Annotated in this window: 18 protein-coding genes and 2 pseudogenes; 13 read left to right on the top strand and 7 right to left on the bottom strand. The window is 54.2% G+C overall.

Features of this window, described 5'->3' with window-relative positions:
- Nucleotides 1-47 precede the first annotated feature (47 nt).
- The 8 genes from QN379_RS03400 to QN379_RS03435 all read left to right on the top strand — a co-directional run bounded on the left by QN379_RS03400 (nucleotide 48) and on the right by QN379_RS03435 (nucleotide 7880).
- Nucleotides 48-566, top strand: a complete 519-nt coding sequence (locus tag QN379_RS03400) for a hypothetical protein (protein WP_323506008.1) — start codon at nucleotides 48-50, stop codon at nucleotides 564-566.
- 9 nt (nucleotides 567-575) lie between these two features.
- The gene (locus QN379_RS03405) at nucleotides 576-1985 is read left to right on the top strand and encodes a TolC family protein (protein WP_323506009.1); all 1410 of its coding nucleotides are present in this window, start codon (nucleotides 576-578) and stop codon (nucleotides 1983-1985) included.
- Nucleotides 1986-2012: 27 nt separating this feature from the next.
- Nucleotides 2013-3404: a copper oxidase gene (locus QN379_RS03410; RefSeq protein WP_323506010.1), complete on the top strand. Its 1392-nt coding sequence runs from the start codon at nucleotides 2013-2015 to the stop codon at nucleotides 3402-3404.
- A 66-nt stretch (nucleotides 3405-3470) separates the two neighbouring features.
- Entirely contained in the window at nucleotides 3471-3953 is a 483-nt protein-coding gene (locus QN379_RS03415) for a cupredoxin family protein (RefSeq protein ID WP_323506011.1), read from the top strand.
- A gap of 33 nt (nucleotides 3954-3986) precedes the next feature.
- A complete protein-coding gene (locus QN379_RS03420; protein WP_323506012.1) occupies nucleotides 3987-4343 on the top strand; it encodes a copper-binding protein in 357 nt (118 codons plus the stop codon).
- A 257-nt stretch (nucleotides 4344-4600) separates the two neighbouring features.
- A complete protein-coding gene (locus QN379_RS03425) occupies nucleotides 4601-6967 on the top strand; it encodes a heavy metal translocating P-type ATPase (RefSeq protein ID WP_323506013.1) in 2367 nt (788 codons plus the stop codon).
- A gap of 9 nt (nucleotides 6968-6976) precedes the next feature.
- Complete coding sequence (locus QN379_RS03430) at nucleotides 6977-7552, top strand: hypothetical protein (RefSeq protein WP_323506014.1); 576 nt, start codon at nucleotides 6977-6979, stop codon at nucleotides 7550-7552.
- Nucleotides 7553-7733: 181 nt separating this feature from the next.
- Nucleotides 7734-7880 carry a DUF4148 domain-containing protein gene (locus QN379_RS03435; RefSeq protein ID WP_323506015.1) on the top strand — a complete coding sequence of 49 codons (147 nt, stop codon included), beginning with the start codon at nucleotides 7734-7736 and terminating at the stop codon, nucleotides 7878-7880.
- Between the two features lie 121 nt (nucleotides 7881-8001).
- Here the strand turns inward: QN379_RS03435 and QN379_RS03440 are convergent, their stop codons facing one another.
- From QN379_RS03440 to QN379_RS03465, 6 genes and pseudogenes are all read right to left on the bottom strand, one after another.
- Nucleotides 8002-9075 carry an ISKra4 family transposase gene (locus QN379_RS03440; RefSeq protein ID WP_323506045.1) on the bottom strand — a complete coding sequence of 358 codons (1074 nt, stop codon included), beginning with the start codon at nucleotides 9073-9075 and terminating at the stop codon, nucleotides 8002-8004.
- A 6-nt stretch (nucleotides 9076-9081) separates the two neighbouring features.
- Nucleotides 9082-9306: a hypothetical protein gene (locus QN379_RS03445; protein WP_323506016.1), complete on the bottom strand. Its 225-nt coding sequence runs from the start codon at nucleotides 9304-9306 to the stop codon at nucleotides 9082-9084.
- A gap of 208 nt (nucleotides 9307-9514) precedes the next feature.
- A pseudogene (locus tag QN379_RS03450) lies at nucleotides 9515-9847 on the bottom strand (transposase domain-containing protein); the annotation flags it as partial.
- Between the two features lie 109 nt (nucleotides 9848-9956).
- On the bottom strand, nucleotides 9957-10307 hold the full coding sequence (gene tnpB, locus QN379_RS03455) for an IS66 family insertion sequence element accessory protein TnpB (RefSeq protein ID WP_323506017.1): 351 nt from the start codon (nucleotides 10305-10307) through the stop codon (nucleotides 9957-9959).
- Nucleotides 10283-10705 (bottom strand): transposase, encoded by a 423-nt coding sequence (locus QN379_RS03460; protein ID WP_323506018.1) that lies wholly within the window; start codon nucleotides 10703-10705, stop codon nucleotides 10283-10285. Before QN379_RS03460 ends, tnpB begins: the two co-directional genes overlap by 25 nt.
- Nucleotides 10706-10889: 184 nt before the next feature.
- Nucleotides 10890-11102 carry a hypothetical protein gene (locus QN379_RS03465; RefSeq protein WP_323506019.1) on the bottom strand — a complete coding sequence of 71 codons (213 nt, stop codon included), beginning with the start codon at nucleotides 11100-11102 and terminating at the stop codon, nucleotides 10890-10892.
- A gap of 28 nt (nucleotides 11103-11130) precedes the next feature.
- On the opposite strand from QN379_RS03465, the pseudogene QN379_RS03470 reads away from it, so the two are divergent.
- Nucleotides 11131-11373: pseudogene (locus QN379_RS03470) on the top strand (DDE-type integrase/transposase/recombinase); the annotation flags it as partial.
- Nucleotides 11374-11440: 67 nt separating this feature from the next.
- Here QN379_RS03470 and QN379_RS03475 read toward each other — a convergent pair.
- Nucleotides 11441-11641 carry a hypothetical protein gene (locus QN379_RS03475; protein WP_323506020.1) on the bottom strand — a complete coding sequence of 67 codons (201 nt, stop codon included), beginning with the start codon at nucleotides 11639-11641 and terminating at the stop codon, nucleotides 11441-11443.
- A gap of 391 nt (nucleotides 11642-12032) precedes the next feature.
- On the opposite strand from QN379_RS03475, the gene QN379_RS03480 reads away from it, so the two are divergent.
- The 4 genes from QN379_RS03480 to QN379_RS03495 all read left to right on the top strand — a co-directional run bounded on the left by QN379_RS03480 (nucleotide 12033) and on the right by QN379_RS03495 (nucleotide 14757).
- Nucleotides 12033-12761 carry a TetR/AcrR family transcriptional regulator gene (locus QN379_RS03480; protein WP_323506021.1) on the top strand — a complete coding sequence of 243 codons (729 nt, stop codon included), beginning with the start codon at nucleotides 12033-12035 and terminating at the stop codon, nucleotides 12759-12761.
- Nucleotides 12758-13504: an enoyl-CoA hydratase-related protein gene (locus QN379_RS03485; RefSeq protein WP_322232694.1), complete on the top strand. Its 747-nt coding sequence runs from the start codon at nucleotides 12758-12760 to the stop codon at nucleotides 13502-13504. The genes QN379_RS03480 and QN379_RS03485 overlap by 4 nt, the downstream gene beginning before the upstream one ends.
- A gap of 15 nt (nucleotides 13505-13519) precedes the next feature.
- Nucleotides 13520-14239, top strand: coding sequence for an NAD(P)H-dependent oxidoreductase (locus QN379_RS03490; protein WP_322232692.1), 720 nt, complete (start codon nucleotides 13520-13522; stop codon nucleotides 14237-14239).
- A 62-nt stretch (nucleotides 14240-14301) separates the two neighbouring features.
- Entirely contained in the window at nucleotides 14302-14757 is a 456-nt protein-coding gene (locus tag QN379_RS03495; protein ID WP_322232690.1) for a DUF2000 family protein, read from the top strand.
- Nucleotides 14758-14915: the final 158 nt, after the last annotated feature.

Genomic DNA, 14915 nt, shown 5'->3' on the forward strand with positions numbered 1-14915 from the left:
GCGGGCGCAGCTTGCACACAATTCTATTTTTATCATCGAGGACGAACATGATTTTTACCCTCTCAGCGAGGCGCGCGATGTTTGCCGCTATCGCGTTAATTCCGCTCGCCGTGAGCGCACAGACCGTAACGGACGATCCGAAAAATCCGGATGCTGCGGTTTCCGCCCCGCCGTATCACTCGGTTTTTTCAGATTACAAAAGCTATCAGGATCCGGATGTACAGTCCTGGAAAAAGTCTAATGCTGACGTCCGCCAGTCCGATTCAATGAAGTCCTCCGGCATGGGAGGTATGAAAGGCATGTCAGACAAAAACATGGGAGATATGAAAGGCATGCCCGACAAAAGTATGGGTGATATGAAAGGTATGCCCGACAAAAGTATGGGTGATATGAAAGGTATGTCGGACAAAAGTATGAGAGATATGAAAGGCATGTCGGACAAAAGCATGGGCGATATGAAAGCAAACAGTCTCGCACCCGCAGGCAAAAAAACAATATCGCCGTCTGATCAAATGCCACCCTCCATGCCCTCCATGCCAGCGCACGACGGCATGCCATCCCGCTAAGGAACGATCATGCCATTATCTTTTGTTTCTTTTCGCCCGCTTTTCCTGTCAGCCTCAGTATTATTCCTGGGAGGCTGCGCTTCGCTGTCGCAGGATAGCGGCTTTTCGTCGGTACAGTCGATGACGAAGGAGCGCATCGGTCAGGAAGTCAAATGGGTCAAGTCTGACGCTGATGCGAACAGCGTTGCCACGACCATCCAACCGCTGCTTGCGCAACCGTTAAGCGTCGACGATGCGGTGAAGATCGCCTTGCTCAACAACAAAGGTTTGCAAGCGAGCTATAGCGAACTGGGTATCGCTGAAGCCAATTTAGTCCAGGCTGGACGTCTCAAGAATCCTTCGTTCACGTTTGGTCGTCTGCGCCGCGGCGACGATATCGAAATCGATCGCTCGTTGATGTTGCCGGTGATGAGCTTATTGACCATGCCCATCGCCAGCAAGATTGAACGGCGCTACTTCGAGCAGGCACAATTGCGTGCAGCCGCGGAAGCGTTAGCGGTTGCCGATGCAACCCGTCACGCCTATTTTTCTGCGGTCTCCGCGCAGGAAACGGTGAAATATATGACACAAGTCACCGCTTCCGCGGAAGGTGGGGCGCAACTGGCAAACAAAATGGCGGCGGTCGGCAACTGGAGCAAACTGGAGCAAATGCGACAGCAGTCTTTCTATGCCGACGTGACCGTACAGTTAGCACGGGCGGCGCAGATGCAAGTTGCTGAACGAGAAAAGCTGACGCGTTTGCTGGGCCTCTGGGGCAGCAATACCGGATTTCAACTACCGGATCGCCTGCCTGATTTACCCAAAGCACCAGACGCGATTGGCGATATCGAAGTCCAGGCCATGCAAAATCGGCTCGATATCATGATGGCGAAGCGCGAACTGGCAGGTCTCGCCTCCTCGTTAGGACTAACCAAGACGACGCGGTTCATCAATATCCTCGACGTCGGCCTGATGCATAACAACTATAACCAGAGCCCCTCGCGTGAGAACGGCTATTCGATCCAGCTTGAAATTCCCTTGTTCGATTGGGGCGGTGCACGGGTGGCAAAATCCGAGGCGTTGTACATGCAAGCAGTCAATCGTGCCGCAGAGCTGGCAGTGAACGCCCGCTCAGAGGTGCGTGTAGCGTATGCCGACTATCGCAGCACCTACGATATTGCCCGCCATTATCGCGATGAAATCGTGCCCCTCAAGAAACGCATTTCAGATGAACAAATGCTGCGTTACAACGGCATGCTGATCGGCGTATTTACCTTGTTGGCCGACGCCCGCGCGCAAGTCATCAGCGTCAATGGCGCTATCGAAGCACTACGTGATTACTGGATCGCCGATTCGGCATTAAAAATGGCGCAGACCGGCCGGTCGTCTGCTGGCAGTGGTGCTAAGGCAAGCAATTCTGCCGCTATGTCCACAGATTAATCGACGAACAATACAAGGATACATATTATGGTCTCACGTAGAAATTTTATTAACGGTGCGGGTGCTGTCGCGATTGGTGCCGGTTTAGTCAGCCGGGTTGGCGCAGCGTCACTTCCTGAAGCCGTCACAATGGACGGGGCTGCCACACAACCCCCTTTGTCGCCCCCTAACGGCCGGCCCTATAATCCGGTGGTGACCCTTAATGGCTGGACCTTGCCGTGGCGCATGAAAAACGGCGTCAAGGAGTTTCACCTGGTGGCCGAACCGGTGGTGCGCGAAATATCGCCCGGCATGAAGGCCAATTTATGGGGCTATAACGGTCAGTCTCCGGGACCCACCATTGAAGTAGTCGAAGGGGATCGTGTTCGCATCTTTGTCACCAATAAATTACCCGAACACACCAGTGTGCATTGGCACGGGCAACGCCTGCCCAATGGCATGGATGGTGTGACCGGCCTGACCCAACCCGGTATTCAACCGGGTAAAACATACGTATATGAATTTATTGCAAAACGGCCTGGTACCTTTATGTACCACCCGCATGCGGATGAAATGACGCAAATGGCGATGGGCATGATGGGGTTCTGGATAACGCATCCGAAAGACCCAAGTCAGCACCGGGTCGATCGCGATTTCTGCTTTCTGCTCAATGCGTACGACATCGACCCGGGCAGCTACACCCCGAAAACCAGCACGATGCTGGACTTCAATTTGTGGACGTTTAACAGCCGCGCATTTCCGGGCATAGATCCGATCGTGTGCAACCAGAATGACAGGGTACGCGTTCGCATGGGCAACCTGACCATGACCAATCATCCGATCCATTTGCATGGGCATGAATTTGTGGTCGCCGGGACCGATGGCGGCTGGACCCCACCGGGATCGCGCTGGCCGGAAGTGACGGCAGATATCGCTGTCGGTCAAATGCGGGCCATTGAATTCGATGCCAATGAGTTGGGTGACTGGGCATTTCATTGTCATAAATCTCATCACACGATGAACGCGATGGGGCATGACGTACCAACTATGATCGGGGTCGATCAGCGCGATGTACTCAGCAAAATTAACAAGCTGGTACCTGACTACATGGTGATGGGGGACAAAGGCGGTTCAATGGGCGAGATGGAAATGCCTTTGCCCGACAACACGTTACCGATGATGACCGGTACCGGTCCGTTTGGCGGCATTGAAATGGGTGGCATGTTTACCACCGTAAAAATACGTCAAGGGATAGCGCGTAATGATTACAAGGACCCTGGTTGGTACAAGCATCCTGCTGGCACCTCGGCCTATGAATGGAAAGGCGACGATGCCGCGATGCCGGACGCCACGCAAGCACCCGATGCCAGGCGCATGGCCGCACAGCCAGGCGAAAAAATTCTGAAAGTCATTAAAGGAAGCGGACATAGCGGTCACTAAACCATTTTTCCGTTTCTTCTATTTCAAGCACCACAACATCCACTTTTCACCTGTAAGGATCATTCTATGAAATCCGTTTTAATTGCATCTGCTCTAGCTCTCTCATTATTGTCACTGAATGCTTTTGCCCATGGTGATGAAGGCCATGCAGCATCGGGTGAAAAGGAAGGCCATGCCGCAACAATGGGCCGACCCGGCGACGCTAACAAGGTATCAAAAACGATGGAAGTCGATATGAGCGACGCCATGCGATTCACGCCATCGACCATCTCGGTCAAACGCGGGGACACTGTCAAGTTTGTTGTCAAAAATACCGGCAAGGTCAAGCATGAAATGGTCCTGGGATCAATCAACGAGCTCAAGGAGCACGCGGCATTAATGATTAAATTTCCGGAAATGGAACATTCCGATCCAAATCAGATAGCGGTGGAGCCCGGTAAAACCGGCGAACTGGTATGGAAGTTCAGTAAAGCTGGCACGTTTGATTTTGCCTGCTTGCAGCCGGGGCATTTCGAAGCCGGCATGCGCGGCAAGATCGTCGTTCAATAATTTTTCACACATAAACACCGTAAAGGAATTCCGATGAACACCCGTTCCATTCTATTTGCAACACTCGCCCTGACACTCGCGGTCTCCGTCGCTATGCCGTTCGGCGCCATTGCCGCCGAGGAAATGACCAAAACCGACATGGCACAAATGAAATCCACGGACGCTGCGGCGATGTCGACCGGAGAAGTGAAGAAAGTCGACAAAGACGCAGGCAAGATCACGATCAAACACGGTCCCCTGGACAACCTGGGGATGCCCGCCATGACGATGGTTTTTCGGGTGCAGGACGCTGCTATGCTCGATCAGGTGAAACCGGGAGACAAGATTCATTTTGTCGCGGAAAAAGCCAATGGCGCATTGACGGTGACCAAGATGCAAACCGACGGCTAATTACCAACGGTCTTATCTGACGACAACGCTTCCTTTTTGAATCGGGTGCGACGAAGTCACATGTCGCTCTTGTCAGGGCGATGGCCCAGAAAGAGACACAAACCGGAATTGGCTCACTCGCTTAGGTTTGTGCCTCATTATTTCGCAACCTTTTCTACACGATTCACAAACGGTCCGTGCCACTAGTAAGGGACGGGTGTGAGGTTGGTTCAGTGAGACCTATTGCGCTCTCAGAACCCAGCAAAAAGGAGTCCTGAATGAAACATGATCATGCTACTAACTCTCTGCATCAAGACGATGATAGTACACATCCGCTCATCGTTCCTGCATCCACAGAAAACATCTATACAGATCCTGTCTGTGGAATGAACGTCGTCCCGGACCCCAAAAAATATGTTGAATACAAGAGTAAGCCTTTTTACTTCTGTAGCGAGGGCTGTTTATCAACATTTCACGCCCATCCAGACGAGTATGCGGAAATATACCAAGGCATTGATATAACACCACCAAAAGGCACAATCTATACCTGCCCGATGCACCCGGAAGTCCGGCAGGTTAGCCCCGGCGCTTGCCCAAAATGCGGGATGGCTTTAGAACCCCTGCTGGCAACGGCTGACGAAGACACATCTGAATATGATGATATGCGGCGACGTCTTGTGGTCAGCCTCGTATTGACCTTGCCTATAGTGATCATTACGATGAGCGAATTCCTACCCGGCATAAATTTACCGCAACGGCTAGGGATAACGTTGTCGAACTGGCTACAGGCAGCGCTGGCAACACCGGTTGTGCTGTGGGGAGGCTGGCCGTTCTTTGTCCGTGGGTGGGCCTCATTTAAGACGTGGAATCTGAATATGTTCAGTCTGATCGGCTTGGGGACTGCCGCCGCCTATCTGTTCAGTGTCATGGCGCTCCTCTTTCCTGGCCTGTTACCTGCAGCCTTCAAAATGCATGACACGGTGCCGCTGTATTTTGAAGCTGCGGCTTTCATTGTTACGCTGGTGTTAGTTGGACAGGTGCTTGAGTTGCGCGCGCGGTCGCAAACGAACAGTGCCATCAAAGCATTGCTGGCACTGGCCCCAAATACTGCCTTACGTATTAATGCCGAAGGTGCTGAGGAGGAAGTCGATCTCGATCAAGTCGTTACCGGCGATCTACTGCGGGTAAAGCCGGGTAGTAAAGTCCCGGTCGACGGTGAAGTGACCGACGGACGTTCAAATGTGGACGAGTCGATGATCACTGGAGAACCGATGCCAGTAGAAAAACGACCCGGCAGCAAAGTGAGTGCAGGGACTGTCAATCAGACCGGGTCTTTCCTGCTACGCGCCGACAAGGTGGGTGCCGATACATTGCTGGCGCAAATCGTCAATATGGTTAACGAAGCGAGCCGTTCGCGGGCACCGATTCAAAAAATTGCGGATCGAGTGTCGGGTTGGTTTGTGCCTGTGGTAATTGCAATCGCCGTGATTTCCGCATTCGTCTGGGCGCTTGCCGGCCCCAGTCCGGCGTTTGCCAATGCGCTGGTCGTCGCCGTATCGGTATTGATCATTGCATGCCCTTGCGCACTAGGACTTGCAACGCCGATTTCGATTATGGTCGGTATCGGGCGCGGCGCCAAGGAAGGCGTATTGATCAAGGACGCCGAGGCACTGGAACTGATGGAGAAAGTCACCACCTTGGTTGTCGACAAAACGGGCACTTTGACCGAAGGTGCACCCAAGGTGCAAAGTGTTATCGCTGCTGAGGGCTTCAACGAAAGTACGGTGCTTGCCCTGGCAGCGGCGCTAGAAAAAATGAGCGAGCATCCGCTTGCGCAGGCGATCCTCGCTTATGCTGCCGAAAAGAACGCGGCATTTGATCCGGTTCAACATTTTGAATCTATTACCGGTAAAGGGGTACAAGGTCGGGTGGGTACGCAACAGGCTGCATTGGGCAACATCAAAATGATGCAGGACGCCGGAATCGATGTGGGTCCACTTCAGACGCAGGCGGAAAGTCTGCGTGAACGCGGGCAAACCGTGATGTTCCTGTCAATTAACAATCGCCTGGCGGGACTCGTCAGTGTGGCCGACCCGATCAAGGCCACCACTGCGGAGGCGCTTGCGCAACTTCAGTCAGCAGGTATTCGTATTGTCGTGCTCACAGGCGACAACGCCACTACGGCCGCGGCGGTGGCGAAGCAGCTGGGGCTGACCGATGTAAGGGCCGATGTGCTCCCAGAAAATAAATTTCGTTACATTCAGGAGTTGCAAACGCAAGGGCAGATCGTGGCCATGGCTGGTGATGGCGTCAATGACGCGCCTGCGCTCGCCCAGGCAAACGTCGGTATCGCGATGGGCACTGGCACGGACGTGGCCATGCACAGCGCGCGGATTGTACTGGTGAAAGGGGACTTGCGCGGTATTGCCAAGGCGAGAGTATTAAGCCAGCGCACCATGAAGAACATACGCCAAAACTTGTTCTTTGCGTTTGTCTATAACTTGCTAGGTATCCCCATCGCCGCCGGCTTACTCTACCCTTGGCTTGGTGTCCTTCTCAATCCGATGATCGCCAGCGCAGCCATGAGTCTCAGCTCGGTATCGGTTATTAGCAACGCGTTACGCCTCCGGTGGACCGAACTGTAAAGGTAATGTTTGCAAATAGGCAAAAGCTATAAAGATATTTACGGCAAATCGTTCAACCGGCGAGAGCAGAATGTGAATAATTCAAAAAGAGGGATTCTGGCTATCACTTCGTTGCTTGCGCTGGCGGTGCCACAAGCGCATGCCAAGGGCGACAACACGTGTCGTTATGCTCGCTCCCATCAACAATGTGTCACGGTACCGCTGGCAAGTAATTCGGAAGATATCACCGCGAAAGGATTCTCAAAGCCTAATGACGGTCAGGCAAGAATCTATATTCTTCGCCCTTCCATCAGTGTTCGACGACAAACCTCAAAAATACTATTTGATGGCAAACCTCTCGCCGAAATCGCTCCCTATACCTATGTAGCAATCGACGTCTCACCCGGACTGCACTGCATCCGTGCTCTGGCCGACAGAGAAGGAGAAATTCAGATCAATGTTCTGGCGAAAAAGCTGCTGTATGTAGAGTTATCACTCAGCTTGCTGTTCAATACCGTCCGTGCCGAATTGGCAGTGATCGATGAACAAACAGGGCAATTAGGGGTGACGAGATCGATGAGAGCGATTTCTCGATTTGACAAATAAAGTGCTAATCACCGCGCGCATTGCGTTTTTTTCTGGCGCGTATTGCCCGATTATTTTGTGCTGCGTTACAAACTTGTAATGTCCGTGTAACGTTCTGGTTGTGCTGGCCTCTTTACACTTATGTTCAACGATGAATGAGTCATTGTTACGAAATAGAACATAAATCTAGCGAAAAATCACCATGAACATAAAGCATATTATCGCCATCGCCACCCTCGCTTTCACTTCCAGTGCTGTATTCGCTGGCGCGCCTTATCCTATTGAAAAACCTTTTGTTTCAACTAAGACGCGTGCCGAGGTGATTGCAGAACTTAAAGGGGACTGTTAAAAAGGCTGGGATTCTTGGTCAGCCCCCTGACGTAAAAGTTCAAGGAATCGGCTTATGTGCTCAGGCAATTCGCTCATTTTCTTGTAATAAGCGGCAAGCTTCGCCGGGAGATCGTGATTGATCACGGCACACCGTACTTGTGCCAGCAAATGCGCCCCGCGGGTGTCCACCTCATCTGTTGGCGCTTGCACATTCGGGCATTGATGATTAGGTTGACCGCAGATTCTGCCATCGCTGTTGAAATCGGCTTGTTTGCTTCCTGTCGCTTTGCATAGGCGACAAGTGAAGTCTTGTTGCCTTCGATGTATCCCCAAAGATCTCGCAATCGATAGTCCAGATGACGCAAGCTCTCTTCAAAAGCAGGCGTTTCTGCGACGATGATTCGACAGAGCACAAGCGCCTGTCGGATCTTGTCCTCAGCTTTCTCAAAGCTGGCATGCCAAAAGCACCATCGCAGTTTTGTTATCTCTCGACGCAGGAGATTCTTTATATGTGTTTCTGTCTCGGAACATGCCTGCATACCTTGCGAGATTTGCTCCAGATATCGGATGCGCATAGAGAGATGGAACCAGTCCAGGATGGGCGTTACGGGAAACGGCAGCTGGCGATGTATGCTCTGGACGCCATTGCCGCCATCCGAAATCACACAAACTTTCGGAGACGTGGTTCCTGCACATGTTTGAAGCAATGCGGCAAATCTGTCTGCAATCGACGGAACTTCGCTACGCACACAAGCGAAAACCCGAGGCTTCACCGCTGAAGCAGCAAGACGTCCCGTCAGCATCTCGAACGAGGCCGGCCGTACCTTCTCTCGTCCTCGCACGAATCCGCCGTCGACTGCGATTGACCACTCCGTGTGCGGTGATAGTGCTTCGCTGGGTGCCAATTCAATAGCGTCTATCCTTACCCCTACCCGTAATGTCCTATTCCGTACTGTCACATGATTCAGCTTTTCGGTCCCTGGCAAGAATTCTTTCATTATCACAACCACCTGCCGGTATGGCATCTGCGCGGCCAGTCTTGACTGCAGCAGGAGCAGGTCCAGTGCAGCACGTTCCGGTATGATTTGCGATAACGGGCTAAACAGAACCTCCAAATAGAATGGCGGTTCGTAGGGACACGACATGAGTCTCGGGCTAAGAACGCTGACTGTACCGAATACGGTATCGATCTTGAGTCGTCGGTAGTCCTTCAGTTGCGTCTATCGTTGACAATGACTGCACACGCGTCGTATTTCGCAGTACTCATCCGCTTGCGCCGGAATCACTACTTGCTGTAACCCGGAGAGCAATTGCTTGCCGTCGGCAAGCGATAATCCAATCGACTCTGGGTCGAGTAACTGGACAGGGCGATCAAACCGCGCTACTTCGATTATTGGGATTTCGCCCCAATCCGTCACCAGCTCAGCCCGAACGACGATCTTCATGCTGCTCTCCCGAGAGTTGCTTACTAACCCCTCGTTTCCAACACCCGAACACTCTGCTCATCATGATTATAGGCAATTACCCCCACATTTTTAACAGTCCCGCTGCCAAAGGACAAATTTACCCACACAAATAAGAAAGTAAATTTGTCCAAATGCGCGATGGCTCCGATATGAAAGGAGGGTAAAATTTTTGGACGAATTTGCTTTCGTCTACGCGTGGCAACGCCGGGTCCAGCGGCTTGCGGCCCGGTTTCTTGCGCAAATGACCGGGAACGGTAATTTCTACGTCGCTCTCTTGCGATGGCAGGGCAGTGTTTGCGGCCAGCGCCTCTGCCTCATTGAGAAACAGGTCACGTTGATCGGCGCTGCGGGCTTCGCTCTTGGCACCAAATAATCGGCGCTGAAAGGCTTTGGGTTGTTCCTTGAGCAGATCGCGCTCGACTTGCGTAACCCGCAGTTCGCCACGTACCGCATCAAGCTCAGCGATGAGCGCACGGGATTGTTCGGCAGTAAGAGGGGAACTGGTCATGATCGTTAACATAGCGGATTTCATCACGCCGTAGGTTTACGTCATTTTTAAATAATTCCATCACCCGTCGTTTGCCCACAACAACCGGGTGAAATAACGCTGTTTTAGTCAGCGAAAGAAATTAACTGGCGCGTTCATAGCTGAGGTGCGGGTGTTTGCGCATGGCCGTCAGGTCAATGCCATCGAGCAGCCAGTGTAACTGCTCGACCGTCAGTTCCAGCATTGCCACCTCGCGTGGCCATGCGAACCGGTCTGCTTCCAGGCGCTTTAAGAGAAGCCAGAATCCGGTGCGATCCCAGAGCAAGAGTTTGATACGGTCGCGGCGCTTGTTGCAGAAGACATAGACCGCAGCCGCAAACGGATTCAGCCCCAAGGCCTGCTCCACTAATGCGGCAAGTCCGTTAATGCTCTTGCGGCCATCGACTGCATCCCGGTGCAGAAATACCTTCAGTCCCGGGTCGAAGCGGAACATGGCAATTGGCAGAGCATCTGAAGGAGCGAGAATAAGTCATCGCAAGCCGGGAAGCTGGTATCGATCTCAACGCCGTTGGGTAATCTGGCACGCAGCGTCGCAACCGTCATCGGCGCTGCGGCGCTAACCGCCACCACGGGGATAAACGCAGAGGCAATCGCTGGCACGCACCCCACCGTAGTGGATGCCGCACCCCCTTCGCGCTGATACTGGACGATCCACTTGCGCAACAAATTAGCATTGAGGGCGTGCTGATACGCCAGTTTGGCCACCGATACACCCGGTCGCAAACCGGCTTCCACTAATTCGCGCTTGGCGCGAGGGTCATACTGACAACGACCGTTTCGCAAGCGCTTGATGACCAGAGCGCACGATAATACTGAGTGATTCTCTACCATAGGTGTCCAACTTTTGGGGTGCAGTTCACAGCGGAATGGTAAGCGCAAGCGGACTGAACGACTTGGTGCTGTGGTGTTGAGCGCAGTTGCACGCGCGCAGCTGCGGACTGTCGATCGAAACCTTACCGAAGACCGTTCGGTATCGGATCGTGTGCTTCGCTTTGATCGACAACGCCGCACCGCACTACGGGCAAGCCCTGGAAGCGACAACAAAAACGTGCGCCTGTGCGTTGACCAAAGCGTGCTGCGCCTCGTACACCAGACCTCGACCTTCAGCCAAGCTGAGGCCTAGCTGCTTCAGATCGCCGTCAAGCCGTTCAAATTCAGCCAAGCGTATTGCCTCGCCGCCGCCAACGCCATCGCCATCGTCAATTCGCGCCTCGATGATCATCCGCATGACAACCTCCTCAATGGATCGTGAGGGAACAAATATCCTGGTGCGCCAGGTCAAATATCTCAACAACATTGTCGAACAAGACCACCGCGCCATCAAGCGAGTGACCAAGCCGATGCTCAACTTCAAATCGTTTCGCTCCGCTCGCTGCGTACTTGCCGGCATCGAGCTCATGCACATGATCCGCAAGGGCCAGTTCGCGACCAATGGCGCAAATGAGATGTCATTCGCCGACCAATTTTATGCGCTGGCAGGGCAAGTCCGTCCAGTGTAAGCCGGGTCATGTTCAACATGATTAATCCGTGTCAGGCTCAACAATGCGACAGAACCAAAAAAACGTCCTAATGATAGCTATTACCGCGGCCGTAACCATCTCCTGGCCGATGATAATCGTCTCCACCTCTATCCCTGTCTCGGTCTCGATCATGGCCGCGGTCGCCGCCAGCGCCGTGATAATAGTCTCCACCACCGGGACCCCATGGTTCTGCGACGCACCCGCCCAATAGTGCGGCTAGCATCAGCAAAATAGAGAGACGTTTCATAATGCCTCCAGAATAGTTGTCTATATTTACTTCGACGCCAGAACGGGAGCCGAGTTCAGATTGTTTATTTTGCGTTTGTTATCCGCACTCCTTTGAATTCAGTTTATCAAACGCGTAGGTCTGTTTTTTTTAGGTTACCTCAAGGAAATCCTGCTGACCTTGACTGCGCAGCTTGACCACGATTACGGGCCTGACGGGGTGCGCCCGGGCCGCACATCTGGCGTCCATCGATTGTCGTCAAAACCAAGGCATCACCAAATGTGATTTACACTCATTTATTTTGATTCGGCATTTGCTTTATGCAAGTATTTTCTTGATTTTTATAAGGATTTTGCCTTTTATCTTCTTTTGATATATATTGTGAGTGTCACTTACAAACGATCGAGGTATCATGCCATCTTCTACTCTTACGACTGGTACACGGAAGGCTAAAGGACAGAAATCCGAGCGCACAGTCGAAGCCCTGATGGTCGCCGCGCAAGCCGTGTTTGTCGCGTCAGGCTATGAGCGAGCGACGACCGCTGAGATCGCTCAAAAGGCCGGTGTCTCCGAGGCTAATGTCTTTGCCTACTTCGGCAGCAAGCGGCAACTGTGCATCGAGGTGCTTCGCCGCTGGTACGACGAGATCAGCGCAGAACTGGAGCGTGACGTGCCCGCGCTTCCCGGCATGCGTGCGCGCCTGCAGTTCGTCATTCGCAGGCACCTTACGCATCTGATGGGGGAAGGCACCGGACTTTGCGCTCTGGTGTTGGGCGAGGGGCGTACGGTCGACGAGGCGTTCTCCGCTGTCATCCTGGAATTCAAGCGGCGGTACACGGCGCCCCTCGTGCGCGCCTTGCATGAAGCTCAGGCGACCGGCGAGTTGCGCGGCGACATTCCCGTCCGTCTGATGCGAGACATGGTGTATGGCGCCATGGAGCACGTGCTGTGGGGCTATGTCGCATCGGGTCGCAAGCCCTCGCTCGACGAGACGACCCAGCAGTTGACCGACGTGTTCGTGGCCGGCTTCGGTTCGCGGCCCTACCCGTTGGAGGCGCTTCAGCGCTTTCAAACCGACGTCAAGGCGGCGGTGCTGGCGCTTGAGGCAAGCGACACTAACCCCGAAGGGGATCCCTCATGAGTTCGGTAGAAGTTGTGACGGCCACGTCGGCACAGGAGATCGCATGCGCTTTCGAAGGCGGCATCTGCCACATCGAGATCAATCGTCCCGACAAGCGCAATGCGCTCACGATGCCCATGTTCGTAGCACTTGCCGAATCCCTGGCGCTTGCCGAGTCCCGGGAAGATGTCAAGGCCGTCCTCGTGACGGGTACCGGTCAGGCCTTCTGCGCAGGCCACGATCTTCAAGCTTTTGCCGAGTGGCCGCAGGGTCGCGGCGACCCGGTGCCGCGTTTCCTGCATGCCATCGCCGAACTACGCAAGCCGCTAGTGCTCGCGGTGCATGGCAGCGCCGCAGGTATCGGGGTGACTTGGATGCTTCATGCCGATTGGGTGATTTGTAGCCCCGATGCTGCGCTGCGATTGCCCTTTGTCGACCTCGCCATCGCGCCCGAGGCCGCGAGCAGCATACTGCTTGCGCGCGCCATCGGGCTCCAGCGTGCACGGTGCCTACTGATGGGCGGCGAGCCGTTCACAGGGAAGCAAGCGCATGAGTGGGGCCTGGTCACCGAGCTTGCCGAAGCTGACCAAGTTCGGGTGACAGCTTGGCAGCGCGCACGGATGCTCGCCGCCAAAGATGCTCATGCCTTGCGTCAAATCAAAAGCTGGCTGCATCCCGCTGGTGGCTACACGGCGCAGATCGACGCGGAAATCGCTGCCATCAACGAGACAGTGTTGCGCCGCAGCAGCGGTCAACCCAACTGATAACGAGGCCGAAGTATGAAAAAAGTGCATGTAGTGTACTGCCATCCGGAGCCGAAGTCGTTCGTCGGGTCGATGCGCGACACAGTATGTCACGCCCTGAGTGAATCGGGCTGGCAGGTCACTCTAAGCGACCTTCACGCGAGCCAGTTCAACCCTGTGGCTTCCGCCGCAGACTTCGGCCAGCGCGAACGCTCCGACCATCTCGTGTACAGCCTTGAGCAGCGGCATGGCTGGCAACACAAAACCATCGCGAAGGACATCGCCGCGGAGGTTGAGAAGATCGTCGATGCAGAACTCCTGGTGCTGGTCTTCCCGTTGTTCTGGTATTCGATGCCCGCGCAACTCAAAGGCTGGGTCGACCGGGTCTTCCTCTCGGGTACCTTCTTCGGCGGCCGCCGTATCTACGACCAGGGCGGTATGGTAGGCAAGCGCGCGATGGTGGTCACTTCGCTCGGAGGCCAAAGCCACATGTTCGGGCCAGAAGCTATCCATGGCGAACTCAACGGCATGCTGAGACATCTGCTGCAGGGAACCCTCGGATACGTGGGGTTCGACGTGTGCGAACCGTTCTATGCCCACCACGTACCCTATGTCGATGACCAGGCGCGTGGCGCTATGCTGGACCAGCTCGATCGCGAGATGCGCGTAGTCGACCGGAGGCCCACTCTTCCGATGCCATCGCTGGAGGCGTTTGACGAGCAGTTTCGCCCGCGCGTCACCAAGCCGTCGTATTGAAGAAGTCGTTCGGCGGCGACCGCGAGTCCCTTTAATCTTCCACATCACTTTTTATGTCAACAATGAAAACCAACCTCCCATCCGAAGCCACTGAAGCCACTGAAGTCGTCCGATTCGACACGAAGATTGCCGTTGTCGTGCTAGAGGATCTGCCTGTCTGGCAGAAGCTAAACGTCACGGCATTTCTGGTCAGTGGCATTGCCGCGCAGCACCCGGACATCATGGGCGAGCCCTACGTAGATGCCGACGGTCAGGTCTACAACCGGTTGTGCCGCCAGCCGATCATTTGCATGGCGGCCAATGCCGACACGCTGCGCACGATCCACCGGCGAGCGATCGAAAAAGGGGTAACTACATCCGCCTATACCGAAGAGATGTTTACGACGGGACACGATGGGGCAAACCGAGCGGTGTTCGCCAAGTTCGGGAAGGAGGACGCTCGCATCGTCGGCGTCGCCTTGCGAGACAGCAAGAAGCGGGTTGACAAGATCACCGACGGTGCCCGCATGCATCCCTAGCAATTGATGGCGGATGGCCCTCGCGGAGCCCGTTCTCAGGATGGTGAAGCTTACGAAGTGGAAGACGCGTGCACAGGAACGGAACGCCTCTCTTTCGCCGGTTTCTTTGCATGGGTTCCAATCGTAATCTGGGCTTGTCTCAGGAGCAACTGATGCTT

Source organism: Glaciimonas sp. Gout2, assembly GCF_035018905.1.
In the GTDB taxonomy this organism is placed as follows: domain Bacteria; phylum Pseudomonadota; class Gammaproteobacteria; order Burkholderiales; family Burkholderiaceae_D; genus Glaciimonas.